Source organism: Bacteroides xylanisolvens (assembly GCF_018289135.1).
In the GTDB taxonomy this organism is placed as follows: domain Bacteria; phylum Bacteroidota; class Bacteroidia; order Bacteroidales; family Bacteroidaceae; genus Bacteroides; species Bacteroides xylanisolvens.
This window is the reverse complement of record NZ_CP072216.1, coordinates 3,098,669-3,114,946: the sequence shown is the minus strand read 5'-3', so window position 1 is coordinate 3,114,946 and position 16,278 is coordinate 3,098,669. Positions and strand designations below refer to the sequence as shown.

The window sequence follows — 16,278 nt, the reverse complement described above, 5'->3', positions numbered from 1 at the left end:
GCTTATAACTTTCTTAGAGTGACTTGATTGAATAATGCGATAATCTCTTCCGGTTCGTCTGCCGACTTTACAGCCTCTTCGAAAGACTTGCTGTTATCGTCGAAACACATCACATTGGCACAATCCAGAATGTGTGCCATGTTGGATGTAGCAACTTCCCGGCTCACTTCTTCCTTTTTCAGTGCTGATGTAGTCGTTGAAGTGTTCTTTGATAACCGCTGGGTAGACCGATGTAATTTTCGTCCTGTTGTGTAGGGTGACTTGCAACATATACACTAGGAAGCAAAACGTGTTTCATCCTTTCAACAAGTGGGCAAAGAACTCGGAACTTATTTCATGTTTTTATTTTTTAGGTTTTAAAATTAGATGATAATCTTTTTCTAAATTATAATCGTTGTAATTAGGCTTTAAATAATTAGGCATTGACTCCAACTCTTCAGAAGTGCGATTTTCCTTTAATTTGAATGTTTTTATTATATGAGAAACTGGCGCACCATTTTTAGGTTGTATTTTGATGGAAAAACGTACACAAACATCTCCGGCATATTTATTAAAATTAGCCCAATCTGTATTCCAGTGATCTGTATAAACTCCCTCTTCCCAATAAGTATATTTTTCATTATTATACGATGTCTTTAAAGATCTACATAAAACCTCTTTGTTATAATATAAAACGATTTCTTGATTTGTTACATGTATATCGGCAATGGCCTTTACTTCTGGATTAAATTCTAAGTAAGGTGAATAATCTTTACTTGTATCAAAGACAATGCGATGAACTTCATTGATATAATCACCATATTCTGGATCAACTCCTTGATATTCATAGTATTGTTCGTGAGATTTTATTTCTGGCTTTCCTTTAAAATTCACGACTCCCAGTATTTTATTATATAATGGAACATAACCTGTTGCATTTATAACATTTTCTGTTCCTGGTAACCAAAATGAAATTGGCATTGAAGGAAATGCTCCGCTATTTGTGCTTGTACCTGACAAGGAAATTGTAGTCATCAATTGATAATTTACCGGAGGATTTATTCCTTTATTGCTGCTTCCACCCACAATTCCACTAACAAATCCAACTATAAGTCCTGGCAGACCAGACGTAGATCCCTTTAATGCAGAACTCACTCCATTATATAACGCATTAAAAATCCCATTTTTTAGCCCTAACTTATTATTTGATTGTCCATCTTTAGCATCGGATATTTTGTTCCTCTCTAAAGAATTTAGTCCAATTCCAGCCAAAATTCCAGTCCCTATTGATTTTAATTCATCAGATTGTAATATGTTTCCCATTTTATTTGAATGATCTACTGCTCCTTGACCTAGAATGGCATCAAGCTTTCCTTCCATTTTTCCATCTAAGTATATTTTAGAAACACTATAGTAATTCAAAAACCAATTAAATCGTATTTCATTATAAGGAATAGAAGAAAGATTTTGATCATATGCCAATTCATATTCCATCATATACCATCTGTTAGTAGCTAATGGCATTGAACCATCAATAGGGGCGGGCTGTAGTTGTACGTAGCTTTTCTGATCTTTTGCCACTGCATCTAGGACTGGCTGTCCTAAAAAATTTAAAATAGATGTTTCCTTGGCAGAAATAACAGAAATACCATTTTGTATATACGAAGAAGTTGCTACGAAAGGTGTTGTTATATATAAATATATTCTCATTGTACCTCGATACTTATTATACAATACAAAGAAAGGATTATTTACTATACTAGAAGCCTCTGAACTGAAAGCGTTGTAAAGCATCTCCCACCCATCAAAAGATTTGTAATCATTAAGTATATCTGTTTCATAAAATGAAGACAAACTCCCTGCTCCAATCCAAGGAACCGGTATTCGTGCATATCCTGCAGGAGTTGGCATCCAATCGGCATTTTCCCAATCGAAGTCAGGCGTTACCACTGAACGAGTTATTAATGAAGGGGCCAGATTCCAGTCAGTTTTACTGTCATCAGAACATGAAGTCATCGTCAGGCAATATCCTAACACTAAGAATAATAATCGAAATAATTTTTTCGTGTCCATAATTTTGATATTTTAATGATACATAAATAGTATTATCCTCTATTAGATAATATGAAATTAAAACAATTGCTCTTTTTGTCTTTTAATCATGCTACAAAGTAAGATTTTTTTTATTTCAATAGGATTACATCCTCATTAAAACAATAGTTCGTTAAGTATTCATTTAATCTTTATGTGGTAATAATTACAAACTTTTGTTTTTTATTCTTAGACCAAGCGAGAATGGTGTTCCTGCGGAAATCTTTCGTGACTACTGGAGTAACGTCCAACTGGATAAATATAAGTTTGCATTCGTGACAAAGTGGTGGTATGACGGAAAAGGCAGGCAAATTTATCGGATAGTGCATCCGTAATGCTTCAATTATCATTATATTTGCCACTCTATTATCAAGGAAGGTCTCTTTGCTTTGGGGCAATCGGCTGAATGATGCTTGGATAGGAATAACCTATAGTGTCTTTAATCTAAAACGAAAAATAATAAATGGAAATTCAAAATAGTATATTTAACTACGCTACTTTGCTTAAACAAGTCAAAGCACGGGTGGCACTCGCACAGAAAAAAGCGATTTATTCCGCTAATGAAGAAATGCTTTCTATGTATTGGGACATCGGCAAACTTCTTTGTGAAAGCCAGAAACAGATAGGATGGGGGAACAATGCACTTGAACAGCTTGCCAATGACCTGAAGAATGATTATCCGAAAGTGAAGGGCTTTTCCCCACGAAATTGCAGGTGTATGATTCAGTTTCATAAAGAATATAATCAAGAGCTTACAATTTGGCAACCAGTGGTTGCCAAATTAGAAATGTCAAATTGTGTTCTTCCGATAAAACAGTTAAGCTGGTCACACAACATCACTTTAATACAACGGGTAAAAGACCTGAAAGCCCGCTATTGGTACATGATTCAATGTTTGAAGAGTGGATGGAGTCGTAATTTCTTAATTGAAGCTATCAATCAGGACTACTACCATACTTACGGAGCATTGGCAAACAACTTCGATTCCACTCTCCCGGAAATACAAGCCAAGCAGGTAAAAGAAACCTTAAAAGACCCCTATATTTTTGATATGCTGACTTTCACTGACGAATATAACGAAAGAGATGTAGAGTTAGGGTTGGTTAAGCATATTGAAAAGTTCCTTCTCGAAATGGGAGCAGGCTTCGCCTTCATGGGCAGACAGTATCATATTGAAGTGTCCGGCAATGATTTCTATATTGACATCTTGATGTATAATGTGTTTATGCACAGGTATTTAGTCGTGGAGTTGAAAAAGGGTGACTTCCAACCCGAATATATCGGTAAACTGAATTTCTATTGTTCTGCAGTAGATGATATTCTTTGCCGGGAAGGTGATAATCAGACGATTGGTTTGCTTCTTTGTCAGAACAAAGATCGCATCATGGCTGAATATGCTTTACGTGATGTGCACAAACCAATAGGTATTTCCGATTATGAGTTAGGTAAATCAATCCCTCACGATATAAAATCCGGACTGCCTTCCATCGAAGAACTGGAAAGCAAACTTTATCAGGGATTACAGGACAATGAAAGTGCAGAATAATTTAGGCGGAGTGGTGTATAGGTGGAAAAAATACACCATGCTCGCCCGTCTGTGCTATTTTGGTTATTAGATAGAATATTTGCTCTGATACTCCTTCGGCGACATCCCTTCATGCCGTTTGAAATACCTGCCTAGATACGACTGGTCGGGAAAACCGAGCCGGTCGGCTATTTCCTGAATCGTCAGTTCGGTGGATTGAAGCAGCACTTTTATCTCCAGGATGGAGAAGTCATCAATAAGCTTTTTGGCAGCTTCACCCGTCACGCTTTTGCAGATACCTGTCAGGTATTTGGTGGAGATACAGAGCTTGTTGGCGTAGAAGGTTACTTCCCTTTCAGCGATGCAGTTTTCGTGCACCAGTGCGATGAATTTCTTGAAGATTTCATCCTGCCGACTTCCTCCTTCTATTTCCTGCCGGTCGAAGTAGCGGTAACACTTGTCATAGATATCCAACATAAACGACTGGAGGTGATTTTTAGCAATTTGGTTGCGGAAACGATTTTCGCGGTCGTTGTATATAGCGGTCGTGGCACGTATTAACCCATTGATAGCTCCGGTATTTTCTTCCGGAAGTACGTAACACGGCTTTTCTTTGATAAACCGGAAGAAGATCGGCTCGAAACGCAGGCAGGCTTCACGAAACATTTCTTTGGGGAATCCGAAGAAAGAAGCTGTGAAATCACTGCTGCTGCCGTTGACGCGGATAATCGTTCCCGGCAAGAGCACGATTTGAGTATTTTCGACAATTTCATAGTCTTTCAAGTCGATCGTGACGTGTGCCCATCCGCTACGGCAAAAATAGATGGCACCCCCTTCCAGTTTCCATAGGCGTTGCATAATTGGAGACAGGTTTTCGTCCATTCCGGCTACGAACGGTTCACGAAATATGGCTAGGCTAGAGTTTTTTGATTCCATTGTTATTCTTATTTTGGGTACAAAAATAGCACTTTTTCACTAAATATCGGTTTTGATGTTCCTAAAATGAACAAAACTGAAGATACTAAGTCCAGTTTTCAATGAAGAAAACAGTCTACCTTTGCCGCGTTTAAAAATATTTAATAGGTAACAGAAAATGAGTAGAAAGGTATGTAAAATGAAGCAGGGATTATTGTTGCTCTGCTGTATGATTGCTGCGACAGGCTGTAAACAGGCTTCCCCGGCACAAATGGAAACAGAATACGAAGTGATGACCGTTGTTCCGGCCGACCGGATGATTTCAAGCGCCTACTCGGCAACCATCCGCGGACGCCAAGATATTGATATTTATCCCCAGGTGAGTGGTACGCTGACTAAAGTCTGTGTGACGGAAGGTCAACGCGTGAAGAACGGACAGACGTTGTTCATCATCGATCAGGTGCCGTATGAAGCTGCTTTGCAAACGGCAGTGGCAAACGTTGAATCGGCAAAAGCCTCTCTGGCTACGGCACAACTGACGTATGACAGTAAAGAGGAACTGTATAAAGCGAACGTAGTTTCCTCTTTCGATTTGAGTACCGCGAAAAACTCCCTACTGGCTGCCAAGGCACAGTTGGCGCAGGCAAAAGCGCAGGAAGTGAGTGCCCGCAACAATCTTTCTTATACGGTTGTGAAAAGTCCGGCAGACGGTGTGGTGGGTACATTGCCTTACCGCGTAGGCGCTTTGGTGAGTTCCGCTCTTGCCCAACCGCTGACAACGGTTTCCGACAATTCGGATATGTATGTTTACTTCTCCATGACGGAAAACCAGTTGCTGGGACTCATCCGCCAATACGGTTCCAAAGAAGAGGCGCTGAAAAATATGCCTGCCATCAATCTGCAACTGAACGATAAATCGGCTTATTCCGAACAAGGACAGATCGAGTCGATTAGTGGAGTGATCGATCGTTCGACGGGTACGGTCAGTCTGCGTGCTGTTTTTCCGAATAAGGAAGGATTGTTGCATAGCGGTGGTGCGGGCAACGTGATTGTTCCTGTGCAGAAAACGGGAGCATTGACCATTCCACAGGCTGCCACTTTCGAAATACAGGATAAGAGATATGTATATAAAGTAGTGGACGGTAAAGCTCAATCAAACCCGGTACAGGTGACTCGCGTCAACGGCGGTCGGGAATTTATTGTAGATGAAGGGCTGGTACCGGGAGATGTGATTGTGGCCGAAGGCGTAGGATTGCTTCGTGAAGGTACTCCGGTCAAGGCGAAGGCTGCTCAAACTCCAGTGGCAGGAGTGACAAAGGCTAATCAATCTTCATCAGCAGAGACAATAAATCAATCCTCATTAGCAGAGGCAATCAACCAATCCTCATTAGCGGAGACGACCGCTCAATCTCTGTTGGCAGAGACAGCCACAGCGTCTCCGGCCACAACTACTGAAAATTAAACCAAGGAGGAATCATTCATGAATTTAAGAACCTTTATAGAACGCCCCGTATTATCGGCAGTCATTTCTATTACGATTGTTGTAGTGGGTATCATCGGGCTGTTCAGTCTGCCTGTTGAGCAGTACCCCGATATTGCTCCGCCTACCATTATGGTGAGTACCACCTATTATGGTGCCAGTGCGGAAACGTTGCAGAAGAGTGTAATCGCGCCTTTGGAAGAGGCGATCAATGGGGTGGAGGACATGACCTACATGACATCTTCCGCCACCAATGCCGGTTCGGTGAGCATCACCGTCTATTTTAAGCAGGGCACCGATCCTGATATGGCGGCTGTCAACGTGCAAAACCGTGTGTCGCGTGCTACGGGACAGCTTCCGGCGGAAGTAACCCAAGTCGGTGTGACCACTTCCAAGCGGCAGACGAGTATCTTGCAGATGTTCTCCTTGTCCAGTCCGGACGAGAGTTATGACGAGAACTTCCTGTCCAACTATATCAGCATCAACCTGAAACCACAGATTCTCCGCATCTCCGGTGTGGGCGATATGATGATTATGGGTGGTGAATATAGTATGCGTGTATGGATGAAGCCGGATGTGATGGCACAGTACAAACTGATTCCGTCCGACATCACCGGCGTGCTTGCCGAGCAGAATATCGAATCGGCAACCGGTTCGTTTGGCGAGAACTCGAATGAAACGTACCAATATACGATGAAGTACAAGGGACGTCTGATTACTCCCGAAGAATTTGGCGACATCGTCATCCGTTCTAGCGATACTGGCGAGGTGTTGAAACTGAAAGATATTGCCGACGTACAACTGGGACAGGACAGCTACGCTTACCACGGTGGTATGGACGGCCATCCGGGTGTGTCTTGTATGGTGTTCCAGACGGCAGGTTCCAATGCGACGGAAGTAAACCAGAACATCGACAAATTTCTCGATGAGGCACGCAAGGATCTTCCGAAAGGAGTGGAGCTGACACAGATGATGAGCTCCAACGACTTCCTGTTCGCTTCCATTCATGAGGTGGTGAAGACGTTGATCGAGGCAATTATCCTCGTGATCCTTGTGGTGTACGTTTTCTTGCAGGACTTCCGTTCCACATTGATTCCTTTGGTCGGAATCGTTGTGTCTCTGGTAGGTACGTTCGCTTTCATGGCGATAGCTGGATTCAGTATCAACCTGCTGACACTGTTTGCGCTCGTGCTGGTGATCGGTACGGTGGTGGATGATGCCATTATTGTCGTCGAGGCGGTGCAGGCGCGGTTCGATGTGGGGTACAGGTCGTCCTATATGGCAAGTATCGACGCGATGAAAGGTATCAGTAATGCTGTTATCACTTCTTCACTGGTGTTTATGGCGGTATTTATTCCGGTGTCCTTTATGGGCGGCACTTCCGGTACGTTTTATACACAGTTCGGGTTGACGATGGCGGTGGCAGTAGGTATTTCGGCTATCAATGCGTTGACCTTGAGTCCGGCTTTGTGCGCATTGCTGCTCAAGCCTTACATCAATGAAGACGGAACGCAGAAGAACAACTTTGCGGCACGTTTCCGTAAGTCTTTCAATTCGGCTTTCGATGTGATGGTGGATAAATATAAGACGATTGTATTGCTCTTTATCAAGCGCAGATGGCTCACATGGTCGCTGCTGGCTTGTTCCGTAGTGTTGCTTGTGTTCCTGATGAATACGACAAAGACCAGTCTGGTGCCCGACGAGGATCAGGGGGTGATTTTCGTCAATGTAAGTACGGCGGCAGGCAGTTCGCTCACAACGACGGATGAGGTGATGGAACGCATCGAAAAACGCCTGATGGCGATTCCCCAACTGAAGCACGTGCAGAAAGTGGCCGGTTACGGTTTGCTGGCCGGACAAGGAAGTTCGTTCGGAATGTTGATTCTTAAGTTGAAGCCGTGGGACGAACGACCGGATGACGCGGATAATGTGCAGTCGGTGATCGGACAGGTGTATGCCCTTACGGCCGATATTAAAGATGCCAGTGTGTTCGCCATCTCACCGGGTATGATTCCGGGCTACGGTATGGGTAATGCGCTCGAGCTCCACATGCAGGACAAGATGGGCGGTGATATCAATGAGTTCTTTACCACTACCCAGCAATATTTGGGCGCGTTGAACCAACGGCCTGAAATAGCAATGGCTTATTCGACGTTCGACGTGCGCTATCCGCAATGGACGGTAGAGGTGGATGCGGCTAAATGCAAGCGTGCAGGTATCACGCCCGACGCTGTGTTGAGTACGCTGTCCGGCTACTACGGTGGTCAGTATGTGTCCAACTTCAACCGTTTCTCTAAAGTGTACCGCGTTATGATTCAGGCCGATCCGATGTTCCGTCTGGACGAGACTTCGCTCGACAACGCTTTTGTGCGTATGTCCAATGGTGAGATGGCTCCGTTGAGCCAGTTCGTTACACTGACCCGCAGCTATGGTGCCGAGTCGTTGAGCCGTTTCAATATGTATAACTCCATTGCGGTGAACGCGATGCCGGCTGATGGATACAGTACGGGAGATGCGATCAAGGCTGTGCAGGAAACGGCGGAACAGTCTCTTCCGAAAGGTTACGGCTATGACTACGGAGGTATCACCCGTGAGGAAAACCAGCAAAGCGGCACGACGATGATTATTTTCGGTATCTGCTTTCTGATGATTTACCTCATTCTAAGCGCGCTCTACGAGAGCTTCATTATTCCGTTCGCCGTTCTTTTGAGTGTGCCTTGCGGATTGATGGGTAGCTTCCTTTTCGCCCGGATGTTCGGACTGGAGAATAATATTTACCTGCAAACGGGTCTGATTATGTTGATCGGCTTGCTGGCAAAAACGGCTATCTTGCTGACGGAATATGCTGCCGAACGCCGTAAGGCCGGTATGGGACTGATTGCTTCTGCTGTCAGTGCAGCCAAAGCCCGTCTGCGCCCGATTCTGATGACGGCTTTGACGATGATTTTCGGTCTGTTCCCGCTGATGATGTCTAGTGGAGTAGGAGCTAACGGTAACCGTTCATTGGGTACGGGAGTAGTTGGCGGTATGACTATCGGTACGCTGGCACTGCTTTTCATCGTGCCGACTTTGTTCATTGCTTTCCAATGGTTGCAGGAACGTCTCCGTCCCGTACAGAGTGCCCCTACGCATGATTGGCAGATTGAAGAGGAAATCAAAGTGAGCGAGGAAGAAAAGTCCAGGGCTGGAAAAGAGTAATTCTGATTTTTAGACAGAAGAACATAAGTACAAAAGATAAAGTCGGTGTAGTCATATAATTAATGTAATCATATAATCGATGTAATTAATATAAGTATATCACCATCATTAGTTTATATCATAAATTCAGGTACAGATTAGAAAGTTGCTTAATAACAGCCATCATTCGAGGAACCATGTAATCCGCGTAATCCGTGCCTGATAATATAAGATGAGTATGCAAAAATACTTAGTTGATATAATGAATACAATCATTGTAATAGAACGTTGACAATGACTTCAATATTTGTTCTTTTGTTCTTCTGTCTGAAAGATAAAATAAGCATTTAATTAGGATACAGTGAATCTGTCCTCCTCATTAGTTTATATCATAAATTTATAGTTGAATGAGAAAAATAATAATTCTGTCCGCAGCAACACTCGTTTTGAGCAGTTGCGGTATCTATAATAAATACAAACCGGTATCGGAAGTCCCCGAAGGACTTTACGGTAGCGAATCAGTTGCCGCCGCCGATACGGCAAACTTCGGCAACCTCTCGTGGCAGGAGGTCTTTACCGATCCGTCTTTGCAAAACCTGATTGATTCGGCACTCGTGCGCAACACGGATATGCAGACTGCCCACTTGCGTGTGAAAGAAGCGGAAGCTACCTTGCTGACGTCCAAACTGTCTTATCTGCCTTCTTTATTCCTTGCGCCGGAAGGAGCTGCCAGCAGCTTCGACCGTGGAAAGGCGACGCAGACTTACTCTCTGCCCGTGACCGCTTCGTGGGAACTGGATATTTTCGGAAAAGTGACCACCGCAAAACGTCGTGCGAAAGCTGCTTACGAGCAGAGCAAGGAATATGAACAAGCCGTAAAGACACAATTGGTGGCATCCGTTGCCAACACCTATTACACTTTGTTGATGCTCGATTCGCAATATGAGATAGCCGTTGCCACCGAAGCTGCGTGGAAGGAAAGCGTGAACGCCACCCGTGCCATGAAAAAAGCCGGTATGGTGAACGAGGCGGGACTGGCGCAGACGGAGGCTACTTATTATAATATATGTACCACCGTGCTCGACCTGAAAGAACAAATCAATCAGGCGGAAAATTCACTGGCGTTGTTGCTGGCTGAAACTCCCCATGAGATACAGCGTGGCAAACTGGGAAACCAGCAGTTGCCGGAAAACTTCTCCGTAGGTGTTCCCTTGCAGATGCTTTCCAACCGTCCCGATGTGCGTAGCGCAGAATTCTCGTTGGCGCAGGCTTTCTACACCACAAATGCCGCCCGTGCCGCTTTCTATCCTTCCATCACGTTGAGTGGCAGCGCAGGCTGGACCAACAGTGCGGGTAGCATGATTGTCAATCCGGGTAAGTTTCTGGCTTCCGCCGTAGCTTCTCTGACGCAGCCTCTATTTAATAAAGGCGCCAACATCGCCCAACTGAAAATAGCGAAAGCCCAACAGGAGGAAGCCCGCCTTAGCTTTGAGCAAACCTTGCTGAATGCAGGTGTGGAAGTGAACGAGGCACTGGTACAGTATCAGACTGCTCGCGAGAAAGCCGACTACTATGACAAGCAGGTAGCCTCTTTGCAAACAGCCGCCAAGAGCACAAGCCTGTTGATGAAGCATGGCAACACCACTTATCTGGAAGTGCTGACGGCACAACAGACGTTGCTCAACGCGCAACTGTCACAAGTGGCGAACCGCTTTACCGAAATTCAGGGTGTGATTACGTTGTATCAGGCTTTGGGTGGCGGCCGTATGTAGGGAGGTATGTTTAAAATGGATGGCATCCGTTACATTGACTAACATCTGGTACCTGATCATTTGAATGTTTGTGTATGAAGAGAAAGAGGTGGGCTACCCTGTGAAGGGGAACTCACCTCTTTTGTTTTAGCTGTCTATGTCATATAGGTTAAGAAGGGTTTCTTTAATTCTGTCTTTTTTTCTCTCTATATCAGAACACTCTTTTTTGTTTACCATCAGGTAAGAACTGATTTCTATAAATTCGTAATGTTCAAAACGTTTTTTACCAAATAATTGGGTAGCCATGTTTTTGTATAATCTGAACCTTTGATTGTTGGCTCTTCCTTCTATTTTGTTAGATTCTAAATCTAAACTTTGAGCACCATTTATCACAAATGAAGCTAGTGGGAATTCTTGTAAAATGAGAGGGACAATGCTGGCACAAGTCATAAATATACGTAGAGTTTCTGTATAGTTGTGCATTTTGAGAATTCGGTTATATTTATTATCGAGCTTTTTGTCTCTGGCAGCATAAAACTTGATGGCAAAAATATCATTGGTAACTTCAACCCTGACAATGTATTTTAGTCTTTGACAGATATCTTTTCTGTTTGAGTAGAATTTATAAATATATGCAAAATCAAAAGCGTCACCAACATTTGGTGACGCTTTTTGAATAAATATCATCTTATAAGGCCTTATATTATCCAGCATTACGGTACAAGTCTTATACTTGTATTTACAGGAATATTTGTTTCGTTTACACGATTCCCGTTTCCGACAATTTTTTTGAGAGACACAGTTTTATATTCGCTTATTGATTTCCATCCAAGTCTCTCACCTTTGCTCTTTTTGGTGTTGTTAGCAGCCAATGAAGCTTCTTTCTGTTTTTTTAAACTGTTTCCCATAATTAATGTCTCCTTTAGAGCTATGCCCCAAATATCTGTTTTGGAACGTAATAATGTTATTACTCCGCAAAAATAACAAATATATTTGCAAGAGAGGGTGGCTGATTGTGGATTGATGAGTGCTTTTAACTTCTTTTGTCTAATTACTCTATAACTCTTCGATCATGCTTAAAGGTAAATCAGTACATTCGGCAATAGATTGGTTGTCTATCCCTTTGGCTTTCATGTTCCGGGCTATTTGTAGTTGGGCTTTTTGGGCGCCTTCTTTCATCCCTTTTTGTTCAGCTGCATCCATTGTCACCAAATAATCGCGGTACACCTTGACGCTATTGTCGTATCGCTCCCTGTCTTCCGGAGACATAGAAGCTACATCGGCGATATCTTCCAATTTCTCGAAGACAGCTTTTCGTGCCTTGAACGGCAAGATAGGTCGAACTAAAATCTTATTTCCACTCATCCGGGCGTTCTATTACATATCCGTTTGGTAGCTGCACTTTTTGGGGCAATATATGTTTCTTGAATATATTAAAAGCGCCATCAAGTTTACGTGTGCCATCACTTAGGTTCGATAAATTAGATGAATATCTGTTAGGAGGAAAATATACATAGACCTTTTGTAACGGGTTAAATTCTCTTATCAGCTCTACAGGTGGTATTAAATCGCTGTCTGCTGATACAATGATAGCAATGTCACAGCGCTTTTTATAGGCGTCCGACAGAATCTTTGTAGCTATTCGTACATCTGTCTCTTTTTCTTCAAAAGAATGAATGATACCACCACAATAACGGCATTTAATCTCTTTTTTGAGGTATTTACCCAATATCAAGTTAAATTTAGGGTTACATTTGTTTGCTTGAAATAGTTTATCTTGCCTATCGGGTTTGCCTGCATCTGTTGGACGAGCTGAAAAATAATTGACTTCTACCAATTCTTGATAGGACTTTAGAAAACTATTAAAGAAGCTGACTAAATCCAGCCAATAACACATTTTCCATTTTTTAGACTTCAGCCCGTAATAGAAATTAAAACCGTCTACATAGACTATTACTTTCTTTTTGTCTTCCATAGCGTTATATATAAAAAAAACCCATCTTTAATTGATGGGTCAGCCTTAGTATTTCTCAACTAAGGGGGGTAATTTGTACCACAAAGGTACAAATCTTTTTTAGAATAACAAATTGATAGGTTCTTTTTCTTCCTTTTTTATGATTTACTTTATTCTTTGGTTTCTCGAGTTACAAATACTGGCTCTACAAGTCGAGGCCTTTTCCTTGTATGATAAGAAGCGATAGTTCTTGGTTTTCTATCTTTCTTTGCCTGAATTTATGATATAAACGAATGATGATGGCATGTTTCGTTTTTATATTCAGACTTTTTCCCGGTTTATCTTCCCCTGATTAGCTTTTTCAGTGTCCCGTTGTATGTGTTTTCAAATTCCGTCGGATGATTGAGCGCCCAAAGAATGTAATCACCCGGTTCGTTCTTTTTGAGTAGGGTAGGGCGGTATTGGGAACTAAGGATTTTCCATAAAATCCCGCCGGGACCTCCCAGTTCTTTACGTCGGGCAAGGGCGGCAATCGCTTTCACTGTCTGTTCGTTCCGGATACCGATTGTTTGCATATTTAGTAGAAGTATAGCTTCCGATCCCCCTCCCGTTTGCATCCCTTCCGAAATCGTTTTCGGAGCTGTTTCTAAGACTGTTCCCGGAGCTGTTCCCGGAGCTGTTTCAGAAATTGTTTCAGAAACCGTCTCCGCAGTAGATTCCGTTTTTTCTCTTCCAATCGATTTATCCAAAGACAAACCCTCTACAACGACAGGCGAAGCCTGAAAAACGCTGTTTGACGGAACGGGCGGCATTATCCTCTCATTCTTTTTTTCGCATTTTCCTTGTCTCTCTGTCTCTTTGTCTTTTTTGATTTCAGATTTGCTCTCATTTTCCATATCCATTTCCTGTTTACCTTTGATATCTGTATCCGTTTCCTCTTTTGTTTGTGGCATTGTTGTAGCAAAATCATGGGATTCTGTTACATCTTTAAAATCTTCCTCGATAAGCCAGAAATGTTCCAGAGGTAATTTGTATTTTCTCCGGCTGTCGGTGATGATTTTATGATATTGTTCCTGAATGGCCTGTGAGGTCAATACACCGTACTCCTTATATATAAGATTGTCGAACAGCCCCACCGCCAGGCAATCATCAATGATGGCCTGCATTTCCTCCTCCTCGCAACACGCTTCCTGGGCGATGTCGAAGAGCGTGTCTTTGTTCCACGAAATATAATAACCTTTCTCTTTATAAATGAGGCAAAGCAGTGAAGTGAGCGCAGCAATCCCTGCCGCATGGTGGCGACAGGAGATGCGGCGTACTTTTCTGTCCTGCAGAAAATTGACATCGAGGGGAAAATAATCTAATCCGGGTTTGGAAATGCGGGCCATGATGATAAATTACTGATTGTAAATAATTGATAATAAATAACTGATAATTATTGAATAAACTCCGCTTTTACATCGAAGCAGGGGCAGGATTTTATATACTCGTTCGGTGAGATAATACCGTCTCCATTAAGGTCGGGACTGGTGTCTCGATGTCCTATCACCTGTTGCAGAGAAGGGAAGACAAGGCGCAAATCTTCTACCAGCCGGACAAGTGCTTCACGCTGCGCTTCCGTTCGTGTGTCGGCAGGCCGACCGTTCCTGTCCAGTCCGCCAATGTAGCAGATACCGATAGACCGATGATTCCATCCCGTGCAATGTGCTCCGTCGAGGGCAACATCCCTTCCCGGTTCAACCGTGCCGTCGAGACGGACGACGAAGTGATAACCGATAGAACGGAAGCCGCGTTGACGATGCCAGCGGTCGATGTCGGCAGCGGTAAAATCCTGTCCCGCACGAGTGGCGGAACAATGGATGATGATGGTGTCTCTCATTGTGAAATCCTCCTTTCTTGTTTGCGTATAGTAGGGGAGGTGAATCCGAAGGCGGCAGCCTCCTCTGCAGACAGTTGACGGTAATATTGCTTTGTCACCGAGTGGTGCACCGGAGTGAAGGGAGCGTGAATCGGTGGTACAGCCGTATCCGTTATTGCCAATGAGTTTAAAAAGACAGGCAGTTGTGATAAAGCCGATGAATTGGCAAAGGGAACTTTCATGAAATCGTTTCCCCGATGTTGCCTTGCACGTAGGTTATGTAGCCATACACGATCCGGATGTTTCAGTTGCAGGATGAGCCAGTGTTGGTGTGACGGTTTCAGGCGTTCCTCTCTGCCCATTTCTTTCATAGACGGGTAGGCACGTAAAATGATTCCTTTCGCATCCGTTACGGCGCAGGGAGCTTTACGGGAACCTGTTCCGGTGGGGCGTAATCCTGTGCGGATGGCGTGCATCGTGTTGGTGTATGCATCGCACCATTCAAGGTTTGACACGTGGTTGTTCATTGTGTTTCCGTCAAGGTGGTTTATTTGCGGCAGATGTTTCGGGTTCGGAATAAATGCTTTGGCAATTAAGCGGTGGACGTTGTAATCGGTACAAATTCCTTTATTCAGGAGTGATACCGTTTCATAACCGGTTCCGATGATTTTAGTGCAAAGAATTAACTTCGATTTGCCCTTGAAACTCAATACCCGCCCATGATCTGAAATCATATAGTCGGGGTTTTCTTCAATAAATCTCCAATTTTCCATACTTGATACTGATAAATGTTAATAAAATTATACTCTGTTAAAAAATAGTCGCTTCTCTGAATTTGGCAAGGAGAAACGGCGTTTCCTGCATCTGTTAAACGGCGCTTCCTAGTGTGGAAAAGCGGCGTTTCTTGTATGTGTTAAACGGCGTTTCTTGCTGTCTTCATCTTGCTCTGTAGGAGGTTCGAGCCGTTCGGCACAGTGAATGAGAAATTCTAATTCTTCTCGGCAACCTTGAATCGCTTCTTGCAGGGAGTCTACATTATACTGTCTGCAAAGAGCTTCCCACTCTTTTCGTTCTTGCAGGTTCATCCTTTTTTCCTGTAGATTCATTCCACTTCGATATCCAGAAAATTTTCAGCATGAAAGGTGCGCCAGCCTTTGGCATCGATGTCGTAATAGACGACAAATGTGTTCTCCGGTTTCGGTGTGTACGGGCGGCGGAAACTATGTTCGTAGCCGATGAGTGTGCCGGTGGCACGACGGATGGTTCCATCCTGCTTGGTATATCGGAAACAGACGTTTCCGTGATGCATTTGTCGGATAAGCTTTCCTATCCGGTGAGCCGTGACGAGTGCATCGTGTCGGCTCATGCCATTACTTTGCCGGATGACAGCGGCCTGCTTCATAAGCCGTATCCGTTGAAGTGAATGATTCTTTTTGATTTCAGTCATTTTTTTATTCGGTTTATTTTTGATTACGGTGGCAAAGGTAGAAGATGAGTTGCGTAAAGGTTGTCCAAGCTTGACGCATAAAAAAAGAATGGATACGAATG

Annotated in this window: 14 protein-coding genes and 2 pseudogenes; 4 read left to right on the top strand and 12 right to left on the bottom strand. The window is 43.4% G+C overall.

Annotated features, from left to right (window positions below; all coding sequences use genetic code 11):
* Nucleotides 1-2 precede the first annotated feature (2 nt).
* Together INE92_RS27160 and INE92_RS13400 are read right to left on the bottom strand one after the other, a co-directional pair.
* Nucleotides 3-185 (bottom strand): annotated as a pseudogene (locus tag INE92_RS27160) (hypothetical protein); the annotation flags it as partial.
* Between the two features lie 157 nt (nt 186-342).
* Entirely contained in the window at nt 343-2,052 is a 1,710-nt protein-coding gene (locus tag INE92_RS13400; RefSeq protein ID WP_008641252.1) for a hypothetical protein, read from the bottom strand.
* Nucleotides 2,053-2,533: 481 nt separating this feature from the next.
* Between INE92_RS13400 and INE92_RS13395 the strand changes: the two genes are divergently transcribed.
* Nucleotides 2,534-3,616 (top strand): PDDEXK nuclease domain-containing protein, encoded by a 1,083-nt coding sequence (locus INE92_RS13395; RefSeq protein WP_008641253.1) that lies wholly within the window; start codon nt 2,534-2,536, stop codon nt 3,614-3,616.
* Between the two features lie 66 nt (nt 3,617-3,682).
* Here INE92_RS13395 and INE92_RS13390 read toward each other — a convergent pair whose 3' ends face one another.
* A complete protein-coding gene (locus tag INE92_RS13390) occupies nt 3,683-4,531 on the bottom strand; it encodes a helix-turn-helix domain-containing protein (protein WP_009038711.1) in 849 nt (282 codons plus the stop codon).
* A 157-nt stretch (nt 4,532-4,688) separates the two neighbouring features.
* Between INE92_RS13390 and INE92_RS13385 the strand changes: the two genes are divergently transcribed.
* The 3 genes from INE92_RS13385 to INE92_RS13375 all read left to right on the top strand — a co-directional run bounded on the left by INE92_RS13385 (nt 4,689) and on the right by INE92_RS13375 (nt 10,939).
* Nucleotides 4,689-5,972: an efflux RND transporter periplasmic adaptor subunit gene (locus INE92_RS13385; protein WP_134993518.1), complete on the top strand. Its 1,284-nt coding sequence runs from the start codon at nt 4,689-4,691 to the stop codon at nt 5,970-5,972.
* A gap of 18 nt (nt 5,973-5,990) precedes the next feature.
* Nucleotides 5,991-9,188 (top strand): efflux RND transporter permease subunit, encoded by a 3,198-nt coding sequence (locus INE92_RS13380; protein ID WP_134993517.1) that lies wholly within the window; start codon nt 5,991-5,993, stop codon nt 9,186-9,188.
* Nucleotides 9,189-9,574: 386 nt separating this feature from the next.
* Nucleotides 9,575-10,939, top strand: a complete 1,365-nt coding sequence (locus INE92_RS13375) for a TolC family protein (protein WP_009038708.1) — start codon at nt 9,575-9,577, stop codon at nt 10,937-10,939.
* Between the two features lie 126 nt (nt 10,940-11,065).
* Here the strand turns inward: INE92_RS13375 and INE92_RS13370 are convergent, their stop codons facing one another.
* The 9 genes and pseudogenes from INE92_RS13370 to INE92_RS13330 form a co-directional block, all read right to left on the bottom strand.
* Complete coding sequence (locus INE92_RS13370) at nt 11,066-11,605, bottom strand: hypothetical protein (RefSeq protein ID WP_229096981.1); 540 nt, start codon at nt 11,603-11,605, stop codon at nt 11,066-11,068.
* Between the two features lie 26 nt (nt 11,606-11,631).
* Nucleotides 11,632-11,826 carry a hypothetical protein gene (locus INE92_RS13365; protein ID WP_004317307.1) on the bottom strand — a complete coding sequence of 65 codons (195 nt, stop codon included), beginning with the start codon at nt 11,824-11,826 and terminating at the stop codon, nt 11,632-11,634.
* A 148-nt stretch (nt 11,827-11,974) separates the two neighbouring features.
* Nucleotides 11,975-12,250 (bottom strand): annotated as a pseudogene (locus INE92_RS13360) (hypothetical protein); the annotation flags it as partial.
* Between the two features lie 19 nt (nt 12,251-12,269).
* On the bottom strand, nt 12,270-12,893 hold the full coding sequence (locus INE92_RS13355; protein ID WP_195436416.1) for an NYN domain-containing protein: 624 nt from the start codon (nt 12,891-12,893) through the stop codon (nt 12,270-12,272).
* Between the two features lie 317 nt (nt 12,894-13,210).
* On the bottom strand, nt 13,211-14,260 hold the full coding sequence (locus INE92_RS13350) for a DUF4373 domain-containing protein (protein WP_015531487.1): 1,050 nt from the start codon (nt 14,258-14,260) through the stop codon (nt 13,211-13,213).
* 47 nt (nt 14,261-14,307) lie between these two features.
* Nucleotides 14,308-14,751: an N-acetylmuramoyl-L-alanine amidase gene (locus tag INE92_RS13345; protein WP_009038703.1), complete on the bottom strand. Its 444-nt coding sequence runs from the start codon at nt 14,749-14,751 to the stop codon at nt 14,308-14,310.
* Nucleotides 14,748-15,503: an HNH endonuclease gene (locus tag INE92_RS13340; RefSeq protein WP_015531488.1), complete on the bottom strand. Its 756-nt coding sequence runs from the start codon at nt 15,501-15,503 to the stop codon at nt 14,748-14,750. Before INE92_RS13340 ends, INE92_RS13345 begins: the two co-directional genes overlap by 4 nt.
* Before the next feature lie 108 nt (nt 15,504-15,611).
* The gene (locus tag INE92_RS13335) at nt 15,612-15,836 is read right to left on the bottom strand and encodes a hypothetical protein (RefSeq protein ID WP_015531489.1); all 225 of its coding nucleotides are present in this window, start codon (nt 15,834-15,836) and stop codon (nt 15,612-15,614) included.
* Nucleotides 15,833-16,177: an SH3 beta-barrel fold-containing protein gene (locus tag INE92_RS13330; RefSeq protein ID WP_008770759.1), complete on the bottom strand. Its 345-nt coding sequence runs from the start codon at nt 16,175-16,177 to the stop codon at nt 15,833-15,835. The genes INE92_RS13335 and INE92_RS13330 overlap by 4 nt, the downstream gene beginning before the upstream one ends.
* Nucleotides 16,178-16,278: the final 101 nt, after the last annotated feature.